The 14,347-nt window shown below is 57.2% G+C and carries 15 protein-coding genes and 1 pseudogene; 8 read left to right on the top strand and 8 right to left on the bottom strand.

The window, feature by feature from the left end; all coding sequences use genetic code 11:
- Positions 1-395: 395 nt before the first annotated feature.
- From AWB74_RS41410 to AWB74_RS41400, 3 genes and pseudogenes are all read left to right on the top strand, one after another.
- Positions 396-764, top strand: a complete 369-nt coding sequence (locus AWB74_RS41410) for a hypothetical protein (RefSeq protein ID WP_087039511.1) — start codon at positions 396-398, stop codon at positions 762-764.
- 81 nt (positions 765-845) lie between these two features.
- Positions 846-1,548 (top strand): annotated as a pseudogene (phoU, locus tag AWB74_RS41405) (phosphate signaling complex protein PhoU).
- Between the two features lie 201 nt (positions 1,549-1,749).
- The gene (locus AWB74_RS41400) at positions 1,750-2,025 is read left to right on the top strand and encodes a hypothetical protein (protein ID WP_061152330.1); all 276 of its coding nucleotides are present in this window, start codon (positions 1,750-1,752) and stop codon (positions 2,023-2,025) included.
- Between the two features lie 301 nt (positions 2,026-2,326).
- Here AWB74_RS41400 and AWB74_RS47915 read toward each other — a convergent pair whose 3' ends face one another.
- The 5 genes from AWB74_RS47915 to AWB74_RS41380 form a co-directional block, all read right to left on the bottom strand.
- Complete coding sequence (locus AWB74_RS47915; RefSeq protein ID WP_235024903.1) at positions 2,327-2,464, bottom strand: hypothetical protein; 138 nt, start codon at positions 2,462-2,464, stop codon at positions 2,327-2,329.
- Between the two features lie 231 nt (positions 2,465-2,695).
- Positions 2,696-2,944 (bottom strand): hypothetical protein, encoded by a 249-nt coding sequence (locus tag AWB74_RS47910; protein ID WP_061152329.1) that lies wholly within the window; start codon positions 2,942-2,944, stop codon positions 2,696-2,698.
- A complete protein-coding gene (locus AWB74_RS47905) occupies positions 2,914-3,120 on the bottom strand; it encodes a phage integrase family protein (RefSeq protein WP_235024902.1) in 207 nt (68 codons plus the stop codon). The genes AWB74_RS47910 and AWB74_RS47905 overlap by 31 nt, the downstream gene beginning before the upstream one ends.
- A 325-nt stretch (positions 3,121-3,445) precedes the next feature.
- Positions 3,446-4,033 carry a hypothetical protein gene (locus AWB74_RS41385; protein WP_061152328.1) on the bottom strand — a complete coding sequence of 196 codons (588 nt, stop codon included), beginning with the start codon at positions 4,031-4,033 and terminating at the stop codon, positions 3,446-3,448.
- Positions 4,034-4,545: 512 nt separating this feature from the next.
- Complete coding sequence (locus AWB74_RS41380; RefSeq protein ID WP_061152327.1) at positions 4,546-4,896, bottom strand: DUF4148 domain-containing protein; 351 nt, start codon at positions 4,894-4,896, stop codon at positions 4,546-4,548.
- A 421-nt stretch (positions 4,897-5,317) separates the two neighbouring features.
- Between AWB74_RS41380 and AWB74_RS41375 the strand changes: the two genes are divergently transcribed.
- Both AWB74_RS41375 and AWB74_RS41370 read left to right on the top strand, forming a co-directional pair.
- On the top strand, positions 5,318-7,540 hold the full coding sequence (locus tag AWB74_RS41375) for an ATP-binding response regulator (protein WP_087039509.1): 2,223 nt from the start codon (positions 5,318-5,320) through the stop codon (positions 7,538-7,540).
- A gap of 1 nt (position 7,541) precedes the next feature.
- The gene (locus AWB74_RS41370; RefSeq protein WP_061152325.1) at positions 7,542-9,407 is read left to right on the top strand and encodes an ATP-binding response regulator; all 1,866 of its coding nucleotides are present in this window, start codon (positions 7,542-7,544) and stop codon (positions 9,405-9,407) included.
- Positions 9,408-9,449: 42 nt separating this feature from the next.
- Here AWB74_RS41370 and AWB74_RS41365 read toward each other — a convergent pair whose 3' ends face one another.
- Positions 9,450-10,154: a LuxR C-terminal-related transcriptional regulator gene (locus AWB74_RS41365; RefSeq protein WP_061152324.1), complete on the bottom strand. Its 705-nt coding sequence runs from the start codon at positions 10,152-10,154 to the stop codon at positions 9,450-9,452.
- Positions 10,155-10,575: 421 nt separating this feature from the next.
- Between AWB74_RS41365 and AWB74_RS41355 the strand changes: the two genes are divergently transcribed.
- Genes AWB74_RS41355 through AWB74_RS48845 form a run of 3 tightly spaced genes read left to right on the top strand, consistent with a single transcriptional unit; the run spans position 10,576 to position 11,530 of the window.
- On the top strand, positions 10,576-10,866 hold the full coding sequence (locus tag AWB74_RS41355; protein ID WP_061152323.1) for a LysR family transcriptional regulator: 291 nt from the start codon (positions 10,576-10,578) through the stop codon (positions 10,864-10,866).
- 3 nt (positions 10,867-10,869) lie between these two features.
- Complete coding sequence (locus tag AWB74_RS41350) at positions 10,870-11,250, top strand: LysR substrate-binding domain-containing protein (protein WP_061152322.1); 381 nt, start codon at positions 10,870-10,872, stop codon at positions 11,248-11,250.
- Entirely contained in the window at positions 11,195-11,530 is a 336-nt protein-coding gene (locus AWB74_RS48845) for a LysR substrate-binding domain-containing protein (protein ID WP_087039508.1), read from the top strand. The genes AWB74_RS41350 and AWB74_RS48845 overlap by 56 nt, the downstream gene beginning before the upstream one ends.
- Positions 11,531-11,940: 410 nt before the next feature.
- On the opposite strand, the gene AWB74_RS41340 is transcribed toward AWB74_RS48845, so the two are convergent.
- Both AWB74_RS41340 and AWB74_RS41335 read right to left on the bottom strand, forming a co-directional pair.
- The gene (locus tag AWB74_RS41340; RefSeq protein WP_061152320.1) at positions 11,941-12,264 is read right to left on the bottom strand and encodes a DUF4148 domain-containing protein; all 324 of its coding nucleotides are present in this window, start codon (positions 12,262-12,264) and stop codon (positions 11,941-11,943) included.
- 247 nt (positions 12,265-12,511) lie between these two features.
- A complete protein-coding gene (locus AWB74_RS41335) occupies positions 12,512-13,024 on the bottom strand; it encodes a lipocalin-like domain-containing protein (protein ID WP_061152319.1) in 513 nt (170 codons plus the stop codon).
- Positions 13,025-14,347 lie beyond the last annotated feature (1,323 nt).

Here is a 14,347-nt window from a genome sequence, read left to right as displayed (position 1 = left end):
GAGAACGATGATGTTGCCATTTATCAGATCGTCGCGCGCAAGGCGGGGATGAGCGCCAGCAAGCTTCCGTGGTCACGCCGGTACATCTATGACGGCTACTGCGGCTGAGCAGCAGCACGACCGTGATCTCCGCCGTCATATGGACAATTTCTTCAGCAGTTTCGGCGCGTTAAACGGGTCATCGCCGGCCCACTAGTCAGCAAAAAGGGGTCCTCGCGAAACCTGGCGCGGTACCCGCCCAGGCGAAGATCTTTTCCACACCCAGCTTCGGAAAGCGCTTAACATCTGAACAATTGGGACTTCGCTGCTCGTAGCACGCAGGTCCGCTCGCTTTTGATTTACGCCCGCGAATCCCGTATATACTGTTTGCACAGTTTCTCGATTCGCAGGCAACCATGACACGCCAGGCCGCCAAGAAGAAGGTAGAGGCAGTGGAGCCTACCCCAGGTAGGCAACTGACTAAAAAGAAAAATCGGAAGAAGCGTCTGGTCCATCTTGAGTTGGCTGCCGTCGGCGTCCCGCCGCAGAAGGAGCGCGTCAAGAAGGAAAAGGTCGTACGCGATACCTTCACCATGCCGCGATTCGACTACGAGAAGATCAAGAAGCTGACGCAGAGATGTCTTGATGAGGGTGTACTGGTGAATAAGAGTGAGCTTCTGCGGGCGGGTCTCGTCCTTCTAGAGGCCGCTTCACCGGAAGAGTTGCGTGCCGCCGCCCAAGCCGTCGAGAAAGTTAAGACGGGCCGACCGCCAAAATCCCGCTAAGTCGGCCTGGCGATTGTTCGTGCCAGGACATGCCGAAGCGTTGACATCAGGGCTCTGGGGTTGGGTCGAGAGGAAATTTCCATGGCAGACAAACACATATCCAGCCAGTTCGACGCTGACCTTCATCGCATTGTGGGTGCTTGAGATGGGTGGGATCGTTGAATCACAACTGGTCCTTGCTATGGAGGCCCTCAATCGATTCGACCTGGACTTGGTCGACAAGGTGATCGAGGAAGAGCGTCCGCTCAATGCGATGGAAGTTGAGATTGATGCTGACTGCGGAAACGTGATCGCACGGCGCCAGCCGACCGCATCTGATCTCCGTTTAGTGATGGCAAGTTCAAAAGCCATCACCAATCTCGAGCGCGCCGGCGACGAAGCCCGCAAGAGCGCGAAGCGAACCCGACGGATTGCGAAGGACGAGGCAGGCAAGATTATTAATACCGCGGAAATCCGGTTATCTGGTCAAATGGCGACCGCCATTCTCCACCGAGCACTTGATGCATTCGCTCGCCTCGATGTCATTACGGCCGCCAGGATTGTCCGCGAGGACGAGACGATCGACGCACAATACCGCGCGTTCATGCGCTAACTCACAGCCTCCATGGCGGAGAATCCTCGCGTCATCTCGTCGGGCCTCGACTATCTGTCCATCGCATCGGCCATAGAGCGTATCGGAGATCACGCAACAAATCTGGCAGAGCTCGTCATCTATGTCGCTAAGGGCACCGACGTGCGGCACCTTCCCAAAGAGCAACTTGAGCGCGAAGTCATAGGTGATTGAGAGCCGGGTGCAAGGCAACAACTTGACGGGAATAGGCCCGCCAGCGGTACTGCAAAGCAATGAACGGAATGGCGAAAGCAGCGGCCCTCAAGTGCTGCAGTCGAGACCGATTACAGAATGCCCGAGTGCGCGAAGGCCTTGCTGCTTCTGCGGAGTAACGAGAATCAGACTAGTCCCGGCTCGCGGCTGAGGAGATATTTGATGCAACGTACGTATCAGTACCACGGCTTCAGCATCGAGGTCGGCGTTGAGACCAACTTCGATCAACGACGGACGGTTGATCTCGACGCTCACGTCGGGTATGTCGCCACGGTTACGATCCTTCGCCCCGGCTTGCACGTGGCTGTATTTTCGCCCCTGCGATTCGGGGACACGCTCGGTCATCCGTTTTCCTCGGAGGCCGATGCCTTCACGGGAGGCCACGGAGCCGGTCAGCGACTGGTTGACGACCTCTACGGCTGCCACGAGCAGGAGTAGCACTCGTTTTCGTCGCGCATGCGCTCATGACCTCCGCAGCTAATGGGGTAGTCTGATGAGAATGTCTCAAAGATTACGATCTAAAGAAGCAGGGCCGATTTGGGGGCTTATCCTTGGCCTGTTGTTGACTGGCATCGGAGTCTGCCTATGGTGCTACACAGAGTTTGTGCGCGTCGCTGACAAGCTTGATGGCGCGCTCGCCGTTGCAGCGTTGCTTGTCGGTTTGCTCTCGGCGTTCTACGCGGGACGCCAGCTTCGGCATTCACGCCAGTAATGGCCCGTTGGCTTGAACTAGCTTGCACTACAGCTCAGCGGGCAACGCGCGCTTGATTTGCATCGCGCTCGCGCGTTTGATCACGGGTGGACCGTTGACGCCGGTCCACGGGTCGCCGGCCAGATAGCGCACGTCGACGAGCCACGCGAACGTCCCGCGCAGCATCCGGATCGCGTAGCGTTGCGACTCGCTGGAAAGACTTTACTGGCGAACGGTCGCCAGCGCGGCGAGTGGCGTGCAAAGCGCTCTCCGACAAAGCTCGGGTCCGGACTTTTCAGAAAATCTTTCTACGCCTCGCAGTCGTCGACGCGCAGGTCACTCATGGCCTTGCCGCGCTGCACGACCGACCAAAACAGGAAGCGCTCAAGTTTCTTGGTGTGCGCGCAGGGTTTTGGGCTAATCGCGATAGCGGTTCAGATAGGCGCCTACCGCATCAAGATCATCGTTCTCCTGGATATAACAGAACGGCGTCGAACGGTTGTCACCGTCGGCGCCCGACAGCGCGCGCGGCACCGCGAGTCGCTCGAGCGGCGCCGGCGTGAGCCGAGCTGGGATGTCGCCTGGATCGCTGCCCTTCAAACCGCCGCCTAGGCCGCTACTCAGGCCGCTCCCCGTCACATTGGCCGCCGGCACCACTTCGACCAACTCGGCCGCGACCCCGGCACACCGACCTGTTCGACCGAGTCCACGTCCGCATCGACGCGCAGCTTTAGTGGCCCGTCCTGGCGTCGTAACCAGCTGAGGACAGCGCGCGCACGGCCGGCTCCGATGCGCGGAATCGAGCGCCACCAACTCGCTCCGCGCCGATTGCAGAACGCCACGGTTCGCCCAGCGTCCCAATACCCTCGCCTCTCGGACGACGCGCTACGCGCGGACGCCGCTAGGCGCCAATCGGATGATCGGGATACGGCGGCGCCGGGGCGAGTTGCGCGGCCTCGTTGACCATGCGAAAAGTCACCGCCGCGCGCACCGGTCGACCGTGCTCACGGAAGGAAAACGGTAGGAGCTAGTCACCGTTCGCTCTTCGCATGCAAGTCGCTCCTTGCCTTACGACGGCCGCGCTGGCGGCGAAAGAGTGCGTTGCGCGAAGCAACTCGCCTTCCCCTCAGGCCAAGGTGCCACGTCAGGGGAACGGGGGCCCCCGGGCTACCTGTCACGCCCTTCCGTTCGAAACTTCTCCCCGATTAAGCTTTCCTGCGCTTCCATTTTACAAGGCTGCGCCGGTCCACAGGTGGTTCCGTCGGTCGCTCTAAACTGACCGCCGATGACCTGCCTGCTGACGACGCCGAACATACGCCGACCGCCATCCGTTAACACGAAGCGAATGTCAATTGTCGTAGATGAAATCGGCGCGGGAAACTTGTTAATGTGCATGATGCCTGTGCAGTCCGAATAAACTGTATACATTCCGCTTTCGTTAGTGTCGAAACCGGTCGTTGGATCCGTTGACCCCGGGCGTTTCTCGCCTCCACTCTGGACGAAGTCCGCTCGAGTGAAGCCGCCATGCCCGTCAAAGTCCTGAATCGAGACCGCGTCTATCAAAACTGGTTCGTTCGCAAATCGATGGGTGTTACCAGCATCGTCGAAAATGCCGATTAGTTGGCCTCTAAGCGAGAATCCGTAGAGCCCCTTGAGCGTTGCGTTAGAACACTGTTCGTCCGCGCTCGAGGTTCCAACTGCCGCTAACAGAAAGAATGCAATCGTTGACATTCCTTTCAGCCGTTTGCAGGTCATTTTCGTCTCCTTGCTAGTGACGCCAGATGCAAAAACGATCGAACGGACCGTCGCAGACGCATACCGTTCGTCCGTTAGTCGTCGCGTATTTCGCGCCGCATGGACTGTATGTAGGTCATCATGCCGTCCCGCTCGACCGCCGCGAGCGTAACCTTCTAACCCGCACAGGGCGTGTAAGTCGTTATCGGCCCGTTTGACCGAGCACTGCCTATTCGTAATACCGTGCCATTACTTCACCACATAATTAGGTTATCTCGCAAAACGAGGATACCTAACCATCGTTGAAAATCGACGTGCCGCGCTCATTTGAGTTTAGGAAATACGTCGGCGACGTAAGGTTTCAACGAGGGCAACGCCATGTGGCAGACAATGCATATCGGCCTCGGGTCCATCATGTCGCCGGCTGGTCGTTTCGGAGGGTCCGAAGATCCGGACGCCTCCGTTGAGACGTTCCGGACGATCAAGGGCCGTTGCCTGGATCGTCGGGGCGGTGTCGAGCGAGCCATCAGCGGTCAATTACCGAAGAAAATGTTGCAGTAGCTTGCGGGCCCCACGCACGACGATGGCGAGGGATCCGACACAGGCTGAGCGCTGCCATAAGCTGAGGTGCCGCTGCTCGCCCCGGCGCCAAAGTAACTGTTGCCCGCCTGCTGGCTGTCTTGTGCGGCGATCTTCGCTTCAGCAGGAATTTGCTCGGGATAGTTCCCATGGCTGACGTCGGCCACGCGATAGCCGCCCTGCTCGAGACGGATCGGTTCTGCACGCATCTGAGCACGGAAGACGGGCGCGTTGCTCTGAGCGAAGCTGACGCCCGGGCCTGCGAGCGCACAACTGGCGAGCACAAGGCATGCAAGGGTTTTCATAGTGGACCTCCTTGATTTATAGCTAACTTGTTGTTCAGGATGGCGAATAGGATGCCAAAACCGGTTCCGCAGACGGGTGGGTGTGCAGTCGTTCGCGAATCAGCTGGCTCTGATCGGGCATGTACGCACTCCGTTTTCCGCATCGCCGGTTGTAGAGCCGTACTCGTAACAGGCATTCGACAAGAGAAGAACGCGAACCATTGTCCGGTGATCGACGCGCTCCTTGTGTCTAATTATGTTGCATTATTACGCCGTGTAAACGTGTCATTTGTTGCTACATCGACAATCTGATGTTCGGCATTAAATGTTCCTTCGCGGGGCGAATGAATGTTCGGTGGCGCTTCACGGCATTCGTTGGAATGGCTTCTTGAGCGTATGATGCACCCCTCCTTACGTATGAAAGTTCGACCCGGCGCACGGAATGAGCACCCTGTATCGCAATTTGCAACTCGTGCGTTATCAGGACATGAGTTACTGGCACTTCGAGCGCGCGAGCACAGCCTCATACTTACGCTCGATCGGAGGTTCGACGGTCTTGCACCCAACGATTGGCACAGTGGCACCACTCTCGGGTGGGAACATCTGCGTGATTTCCGAACTTTTGTTCGGTAGAAAAAAGAACACTTGTCATCGACTTGCTGACGGGCCGCTAGCACAATGGCGTGTAGTTGCACCTGATCCCCGGAGGCCTGTTATGGCGTCCTGTTCACGAACACCACATGATTCTGGCACGGGCGAAAGGCCCGGGCCCGGACCATCACTGTACGTAGATGAAACGGCTTACATAGTCGAACACCATAGATTTTCCAAACTTACCAATCTCTTTTTGGGACCGGTCGCAGCGCTCAGCACCGAGCAGAAACTTCGCGTAGCGCGCGAATTATTGCGGTTGCTTTCCCGCCGGTCGGTATATTGGATTGCGCTACTGGTAGTCGGGAGCCCGTTCTGGTTCGTATTTGGATCGTGGATTGAAAAGTCGGATAGTTACCCGTTGTTCCGTGTCGTCTGGATCCTGGGACTGTGGGGAATAGTCGCTCCCCTGGCGGCATGCTTACTGAAAATGACCGCGGCGCTTCCGAAGGACGCCAGCGTCACCGCGGTCGAGCAGATGCACTGGGCGTGGGCTGCATTGGTCATGCTGACATCGTTCTGGTGGGCGGCGGCCAGCTTTGGACTAATCCCACCCAACTCCGTGTTCTCTCATGGTCATTACTTCAGATTCGCGAGGTATGGCTTCCTGGAGCTGACGATGATTGGCCAAGCATTTGCTTTGCTGCTGCTTGCACCCAGTTTTCGTGCGGCTTTAGGTTCACTCGTGATCGGCGTTATTCCATTCGGATGCAACATAGCACCATATTTTTTTGTTGCGCGACCTGGAATGTTTGACTGGTATACGGCCCAAGTAATAGGCTATTGTGTCGTTGCATGGTTCATTTGCAACGACCAGCAACGCACATGTGTAAAAGAGGTTGTGCTCGAGGAGGCGGTATCGCAGGCTGAAGCGGCAACGGCGGAGAAGAACCAATTTATCGCTGCAATAAGTCATGACTTGCGTCAACCGCTCACAATGCTCGGCCTGAAGCTGGATTATATTGAGCGGAGCATTAAATCGACCGAGCTGGTTGCGGACGTCTCGAATGCGCAAAGGCAAGTGGATGCGATGGAAGGGATGATTAACGGTGCACTGGATATCTGCCGCCTTGAGTCCGGCACGTGGAATGTAGAAATTCAGGAGGTGGCGCTGCCTTCCCTTTTACGCGGCATAGTCGTGGATATGCAGCCGCTGGCTGAGGCGAAGGGGCTGAAAATGAGACTCCATTACCGCCCCTACCTGGTCCGTACGGATCGACCTGCGTTGGACAGGATCATTCGGAATATGGTGACCAATGCGATCCGTTACACGCCTTCCGAACAGGGACGAAAGAAAGGGCATGTTCTGGTGAGTTGCCAAAGGAGAGGCAGCCACATAAAGATAAGCGTCTGGGACAACGGGATCGGTATCCCAGAAGGTAGACAGGCGGATATCTTCAAGAGCTATGTACAGGTCGATAATCCCGAGAGGAATCGGGAAAAAGGGTTCGGCCTGGGTCTGTCCATTGTTCAGGGACTCGCGAACCTTCTCGGTCACAAGCTGGAGATCGACTCGACACCAGGGCGGGGCTCGCGTTTTTCGGTTGTGGTCCCGTTCATGGGACTTATACCGCCGGAGTTGCGGGAGGTTCAAACGGGCGAAGACCGCGACCCGGACCTGACCAATATGGTCGTGGCGATCATCGAGGACAATAGCGACCTAAGAATCGAAATATCGATGCGCCTGATCGAGCATGGCTGCTACGTCGTAGCCGGGGAATCATCATCCGACGTCATCGAGCAATTGCGTAATGAGGCTTTGGCAAGCGGTCCGCACCTCATCCTCTCCGACTATCGGCTGGAACACGAGGACGGTATTGCTGCGATTACGGCGGTCCGCGCTGCTACCGACCCTTCGATCCCTGCGATCCTGTGGTCGGGGGACACCTCGTCAGCGGTGCTCAGAAAAGTAGCCGTCAGTGGCATGAAGCTCTTGTCCGAACCGGTTTCGGAGCGAACCTTATTAACCATACTTGCAGAACATAAGCCCAAAATATTGACCGAAGGCGGGTGAAATGGATCACACAATCGAGCTCCGGAGATTTGCTGAATTTGTGAATCCTTTTCTGCGACCGGTCGCAACGCTCAGTACCGAGCAGAAGCTCTTCGTCAAACGCGAGTTATTGCAATCGCTGTCCCGTCGAGCCGTGTGTTGGACCGTACTAGTGGCGGTCGGCGCCTCGCTGTTGTGCGTATACGGATCGTGGATCAAAACGTCGGATAGCTATCGTTGGTTCCGTGTTGTCTGGTTCCTGGGATTTTGGGGCATGGCCACTCCCATGGCAGCATACTTACTGAAAAAGACCAAGGCGCTCCCGAAGCACGCCAGCGCGAACGCGATCGGGCAGATGCACTGGGCATGGGCTGCAAGCGTCACACTGACATCGTTCTGGTGGGCGGCGGGTAGCCTTGGGCTAACCCCGCCCGATTTCTCGCCCCGCCCTCCCTACATCAAATTGGCAAGTTCTGGCTTCCTTGAGTACACGCTGATCAGCCATACATTTACCCTGCTACTGCTCGCACCCAGTCTTCGTGCGAATTTAGGTTCGTTCGTGCTTGGCGCTGTACCGTTCGGATTTAGCCTGGGACCAGCTCTATATATTCACCGGCCAGCAATGCTGGGGTTCTATTCTACTCAACTAATTGGCTATTGTTTCCTGGCGTGGTTTTTCTTTTACAGTCAGAAACGCTCATATGTTAAAGAGATCATTCTCGATGAGGCGCGAAAGCGGGCGGAAGCGGCAAAGGCGGAGAAAAACCTGCTTATCGCTGCAATAAGCCATGACTTGCGTCAACCGCTTACAACGCTCGGTCTGAAGTTAAATTATATTGAGCGGAGCATTAAATCGACTGAGGTGGTTGCAGACGTCTCGAGCGCGCAAAGGCAAGTAGATGCGATGGAAGGGATGATTAACGGGGCACTGGATATCTGCCGCCTCGAGTCCGGCACGTGGAATGTAGAAATTCAGGAGGTGGCGCTGCCTTCGCTTTTACGCGGCATATTCGTGGATATGCAGCCGCTGGCTGAGGCGAAGGGGCTGAAAATGAGACTCCATTGCCGCCCCTATCTGGTCCGTACGGATCGACCTGCGTTGGACAGGATCGTTCGGAATATGGTGACCAATGCGATCCGTTACACGCCTTCCGAACAGGGAGGAAAGAAAGGGCATGTTCTCGTGAGTTGCCAAAGGAGAGGCAGCCACATAAAGATAAGCGTCTGGGACAACGGGATCGGTATCCCAGAAGGTAAACAGGCAGATATCTTCAAGAGCTATGTACAGGTCGATAATCCCGAGAGGAATCGGGAAAAAGGGTTCGGCCTGGGTCTGTCCATTGTTCAGGGACTCGCGAACCTTCTCGGTCACAAGCTGGACATCGGCTCGACACCAGGGCGGGGCTCGCGTTTTTCGGTTGCCGTCCCGTTCATGGGACTTATACCGCCGGAGTTGCGAGAGGTTCAAACGGGCGAAGACCGCGACCCGGACCTGACCAATATGGTCGTGGCGATCATCGAGGACAACAGCGACCTAAGAGTCGAAATATCGATGCGCCTGATCGAGCATGGCTGCTACGTCGTAGCCGGGGAATCATCATCCGACGTCATCGAGCAATTGCGTAGTGAGGCTTTGGCAAGCGGTCCGCACCTCATCCTCTCCGACTATCGGCTGGAACACGAGGACGGTATTGCTGCGATTACGGCGGTCCGCGCGGCTACCAACGTTTCGATCCCTGCAATCCTGTGGTCGGGGGACACCTCATCAGCGGTGCTCAGAAAAGTAGCCTTCAGTGGCATGAAGCTCTTGTCAAAACCGGTTTCTGAGCGAACCTTATTAACCGCACTTGCCAAATATAAGCCAAAAACGTTGACCGGAGGCGCTTAAAGTTATGGCAACGCAACATGAAGAGCGGTGCAGAAGAGATCGTCACGACAGTCGCGTATCTTTTGCCCCCCTTCCAGGGGTCAACTCGGCATTGACCCGCAGCGCAGCCTCTACGCGGTTTCTGACTTGAAGTTTGTCGTAAATGACACAGGAAACCTGTCTGACGTGTCCTTCGGAGACGCCAAGCTCTCTCGCGATCTGTTTCCCTGAGAGACCACGTGCAATGCAACGCGCCACGTCCCACTCTCGCGGAGAAAGCCCAAGATGACGTTGATTTTTGCTAGCTAAGGGCGCTTGAGTCGAGCAGGCAAAGCGGAGCAAGACTTCTTCTGGGATCCAGAGTTCACCTAACAAGATCCTGCTCAGTCCAATGAACATTTTTTTGTGCGCGCCTCCTTTCAACAGGATTCCTCGAGCGGCGTAGTCACGCATGCAAATTCGCAAAATTTCAACTTCATCATCGTTTCTAGGAGCAAGTCCAGTGCAGATGACCACGGGAACCTTGGCTAGATTTCCGGCCTGGAAATGCTCAAGTGTCGCGGCGCCGCGGTTCTCACCATCCAGATTAAGATCCAGAAATACAAGGTCTGGGGGCGGTGTCTTGTTAATTTCTTCAAGCGCGCTGGCAAGCGTGAAGACGGGCGTAATGTCGATTGCGGTTGCGCTCAGCTCGGACGCGTGTGTTTGAACATATTCGCAAAGAGCAACGCAAAGAATTTCGTGGTCATCGACCCACAGGATTTTCATGGTCGCTTCTCCTCATCATACATCCGAGAAAAGCAATCGATCGCACGCTATGTTTGCGCGCAGCGCTCCTTACCAGCTTAGCATGTCGGGCGAAGCGACAGCCCCTTGAAAGACGGATAGTGAGCCTTCCTTTTGCGAGTTGCTGAACTGAATTCGTAGCGGTGATGGGCAACGGCTCAGCTGGCCGTTCGCTAAACAAAAAACGAGTCATCGTGGAGGCAGAGCGAGCGCGAGTGTTCGCGCACGCGACCGACAGCCTTGAGACGTCGTCGCTCGATGACGGTACTGTGGCCAAGACATGCTTACACAGCCGGCCGCGTGGGTGCTCACGGCTGCCGCCACTGTAGGTTTGGTGGCGAGCCCAGAAGCCGGCCAATCCGGGTGCGGGTCCACACCGCGTTGAACTGATTAGACGGAGCGCATGAATACGAATCTTGTCGATGCGATGCGCGAGTTCGTGCAAGTTGCGGATGCACGTAGCTTCCGCGGCCCCGCGCGGGAGCTTAGGGTCTCCAACGCGCTGGTCACTCGCGCGATCGTCCTGGTTGAAGAGGACCTTGGCGTTCGGCTGCTTAATCGCACGACTCGCGCGGTCTCGCTCACAGTTGCCAGTGTGCGGTACGTAGAGGGCTGCCGTGCGTCTCTCCGGCGCCTCGATCGGCTAGAAGCGGCCGTTGTAGCTTTGGACGATGCGCCGGGCGGTACGGTGTGAGTCGTGGCGTCGTCGGGCGTGTCGGCGCTCAGTTTAACCCAGCTTATCGACGACTTTCTCAAGCTTCATCCGACCGTCGAGGTTCGCCTGACGCTCGCCGGTCGGCGCGCCGAGTTCGCCGGAAATGCTCAGGACGTCGGATTTCTCGTCGGCAAGCCGGAAGGCTCGGAGCGTGAGGGGCAACTTATGGGGGTGCTTGCGTCTTTGGCCGTGGCGACGCCTGCGTTTCTGATTAGGCACGATGCGCCTATGACCCCCGTCCATCTTCAAGACATTCCATGCATTTGCTTGCAAGACGAGATCCGCGAAGAAGTCTGGACGTTCCGACATGCGACCGGCGCGGTGGACGACGTCAGGCTTGCGCCGGCGTTTTTCGGCTTCTGACGCGGAGCTTGCCCGTCTCGCAACGCTCGCCGGCATGGGGTTCGCAATTCTTCCGCGCGCACTGGTGCGCTCAGATATTGAGGCGGGTCACCTCGTTCGCCTGCTGCCGGCCTTTTCCGTCGATGAGTCACGCACGGAGCTGTTCATCGTCCGTCCGGCACGCCTCCACTTGCCTCGAGAGACCCGCCTCTTCGCCGACTACGCGGAGGCTCACTTGCGAAAGGAGTGCGAACCCAAGGGACAGGCGTTAGCCAATCGAGAACCAGAATTCGATTTCTGAGGCGGCTACGGCGAAGCGGGGAGATGGCTCATCGCCGATCCCCTCGCCAAGAGCGCGATTGCATTCTCGGCGGCGCTTGTTGCGCTTGGTCAAACCGTCGGGGCAGGCAGTCGGGTCGGAAGACCGCTGGTTGGGCACAGCAGCCGCTTGAATGACGGCGCGATGGTCCCGACGAACGGCAGCAAGTGGCCTGGATCGAACCATTCGGATCGATCCGGGCAAGTCAGGCGGTCGAAAACGGAGGCACGTGGCGCGCCTATGACCCCGTGCGACGCCCAGGAGGGCTGCGAGGAGTGCCGATGTATGCGCGTCGAAGCCCACCGTTCTTCAACGCGCGGTCTACGTGTTGTTGAGTAAGCAGATGGATACGGTCCGCTTTTGGCGCCACATGCCGCGAGAAACAGCACCCGTTACGGCCCCCCAAAATAGAGCTGCTTCATTTCGTCAGTTGAGGCTGGACGGCTGACGGAACGAGACCCAGATGCTGTTGAACCCGGCGTCGTGCCACCATAAGCGGTTGCGCCGTTCTGGCTTGACACACGCACCTCTGCCGTCTGGATGTTCGTCGGGTAATTCGGATCCTCGCCTTTGGCCGGGTCATATCCGGCCTGCTCCAGCTGCTGCAACTCAGCGCGTACTTGCGCACGCGTGAGCGTTGTATCCGATTGAGAGAGCGCCGCGACAGGCAATGCGAACGCAGACACTGCGGCAATCGCCGTAGCAAATGACTTCATGGTGGTGACCTCCTGTGAAACCCACGGCCCGTATTACGGTGCATCGTTCGGCCGGTGGCAATCTGAGTCTAGGCGGCCAAGCCTTCAACTTCGATACGAGGATGAGAAGTCATCACCCGACGCAACGTCCGTAGGTTGAAGACGGTCACAGAGGGTAAAAATTGCATTCTTAATCCGCTCGTTGGGCGCACAGGCAGAGCCGGGCGGCTAAGATCAATAGGTAGATGGAAGACGTCTCCTAGGCCCATCATCTCAGCCGCCGCAGGACCACTTCGGCCGTGCCGCCGCTCGACGCGGGCGTCGCCCACTTGAGTTGATCTCCATCTACGCTGAAGGGCCGCTTCTGCTCGACACCGTTCCAGTTTGGGAACGAACTGGTGGTGACATGGAAGGTGACCGTCTTCTCAGCCTCGTTCACGCTATAGGTGCCAAAGTGAGCGATCATGCCGTGGACGACGGCCTTGTTTTCCTCCGGCGTGCCCTCGGTTCGATTACCGGACGCGAACTTCGCGATATCCGCGCGAGATGTCATCAGGATATAGTGACCGCCCGCGTCGAAGACGGCGAGCCCTTGCGGATTGGCGCCGTACATGGGTTGGCGGGCGCCGTCCGGGCGTACGGTGTCGACCGATACATACGCCCACGTTCCGACGATCTGCTCCTTCATCGTCCCGGTCTGGGCGGCCACGTGCGTGCTTGGAATCATCACGCTCAGCACCACCGTCAGACTACGACACGTGGTCAGGCTCATGCGTAGCATAGCGTTTCTCCAGCCGAAAACATGTAAGACGTGACGCGGCAAACGGTGCGCCGTTGATATTTCTAGTTACGGCTTCGCGTGCCGTATTGCCCACATGTAGCTTGCCACCGCTCTGACATCGCTGTTCGAAAGTTTGACGCCGCCCAGGGCCGGCATTGCGCCCCCATGTTCCTTGGGTCTCGGCACGCCCGCATTGATCGTGCCTCCGATGCCTGCGAGACTGCCGTCGCTCCCAAGGTACTTGCCCAAAGTCAGATCCTCCGACGGGCGAGCCGCCGCCGTCCGAGCCATAACATCCGCCACACGTCGCAGCCGCTTTCCGTGCCATGGTCGGCGCGCGGCTAACTGTATCCGCTTCTGCATGTGCAAGCGCAAAGATCAAACGCGACGAACGATGCCATACTGATCAAGGAGATCGCCCAGGCGCAACGCATCAGCCAAGTGGACTCATGGAACATCGGCGCTTCGAAGGGTGTTAGCAAGGAATGCTAGGTCAGATGGCGTGATGTCGCAAACCAGACTGACAGCGACCAACGGAAAAAGACCGTTACGTTGGGGCGATTCGCATAACTGCGCTTCCACGCAATACCGAAGCCGCGCGAGCAAGCTAGATAGCCCATCCTTAACCGTAACTTGCACGCTCTCAAGCGCGGCGCGTTTTGCGCAGCCATGACACGCCAAGGGCGTCATAAAACAGGGGCAAATCCTACGTTGATGTCGCTAGGGCGGTCTGCGTGAGACATTGTCTGGCCGCACGAGCCGCATGCTTTTAATCCGGGCTCTTCGTGTGACCCACCAGGAAGAGTGGATGAAACTGTCAGAAGTAGCAGTGGGACGTGTTATCAAGTGCGATCGCCATGCTCCAACTGGCTTGCCGCCGCCTTCGTGGAAGGTTTGGTAGGTACCTGCACGCTGATTATGGGGACGGTGGGTCACAGGAGTTTTTACGACGTTGCCAGTTTTAGAATTGTTTCTGTTGGATCGTGTGAACACTGACTTGCTGAACGAGTTCCCGAGTGCTTCGGATGCAGTCATCCATGCGCGCGAGCATGGTGATTGGTTTGATTAGTAACTCGAAAGAATGCCTTGGCGGTGTGACATCGCTTTTTTGATCGGCCCATTTCCCAACTATTGGTCACTCTCTGATTGAATGAAATCCGACTCCGCGACGGCGTGTTCCGAAGATGCACTTTTGCGTCTGCCTTTAACTAAACTCCAATAGCGCCTCGACTATAATCCCAGAAGTTCGCATATCAACAATTGCAGGGAGCCTTACCCTATGAGTCAACCCCGCGGGCGATATGCGGGATCTCGAGACAGCGG

This window comes from Caballeronia arvi (assembly GCF_001544695.2).
GTDB classification, from domain to species: domain Bacteria; phylum Pseudomonadota; class Gammaproteobacteria; order Burkholderiales; family Burkholderiaceae; genus Caballeronia; species Caballeronia arvi.
Note: the sequence above shows the minus strand (reverse complement) of the source record. Positions and strands in the feature narration are given on the sequence as shown.

Excerpts from the sequence above, each read along its gene's own strand:
- AWB74_RS41410 (WP_087039511.1), top strand. The coding sequence starts at position 396 with ATGACACGCCAGGCCGCCAAGAAGAAGGTAGAGGCAGTGGAGCCTACC.
- AWB74_RS41400 (WP_061152330.1), top strand. The coding sequence starts at position 1,750 with ATGCAACGTACGTATCAGTACCACGGCTTCAGCATCGAGGTCGGCGTT.
- AWB74_RS47915 (WP_235024903.1), bottom strand. The coding sequence starts at position 2,464 with ATGCTGCGCGGGACGTTCGCGTGGCTCGTCGACGTGCGCTATCTGGCC.
- AWB74_RS41385 (WP_061152328.1), bottom strand. The coding sequence starts at position 4,033 with ATGACCTGCAAACGGCTGAAAGGAATGTCAACGATTGCATTCTTTCTG.
- AWB74_RS41380 (WP_061152327.1), bottom strand. The coding sequence starts at position 4,896 with ATGAAAACCCTTGCATGCCTTGTGCTCGCCAGTTGTGCGCTCGCAGGC.
- AWB74_RS41375 (WP_087039509.1), top strand. The coding sequence starts at position 5,318 with ATGAGCACCCTGTATCGCAATTTGCAACTCGTGCGTTATCAGGACATG.
- AWB74_RS41370 (WP_061152325.1), top strand. The coding sequence starts at position 7,542 with ATGGATCACACAATCGAGCTCCGGAGATTTGCTGAATTTGTGAATCCT.
- AWB74_RS41365 (WP_061152324.1), bottom strand. The coding sequence starts at position 10,154 with ATGAAAATCCTGTGGGTCGATGACCACGAAATTCTTTGCGTTGCTCTT.
- AWB74_RS41355 (WP_061152323.1), top strand. The coding sequence starts at position 10,576 with ATGAATACGAATCTTGTCGATGCGATGCGCGAGTTCGTGCAAGTTGCG.
- AWB74_RS48845 (WP_087039508.1), top strand. The coding sequence starts at position 11,195 with ATGCGACCGGCGCGGTGGACGACGTCAGGCTTGCGCCGGCGTTTTTCG.
- AWB74_RS41340 (WP_061152320.1), bottom strand. The coding sequence starts at position 12,264 with ATGAAGTCATTTGCTACGGCGATTGCCGCAGTGTCTGCGTTCGCATTG.
- AWB74_RS41335 (WP_061152319.1), bottom strand. The coding sequence starts at position 13,024 with ATGCTACGCATGAGCCTGACCACGTGTCGTAGTCTGACGGTGGTGCTG.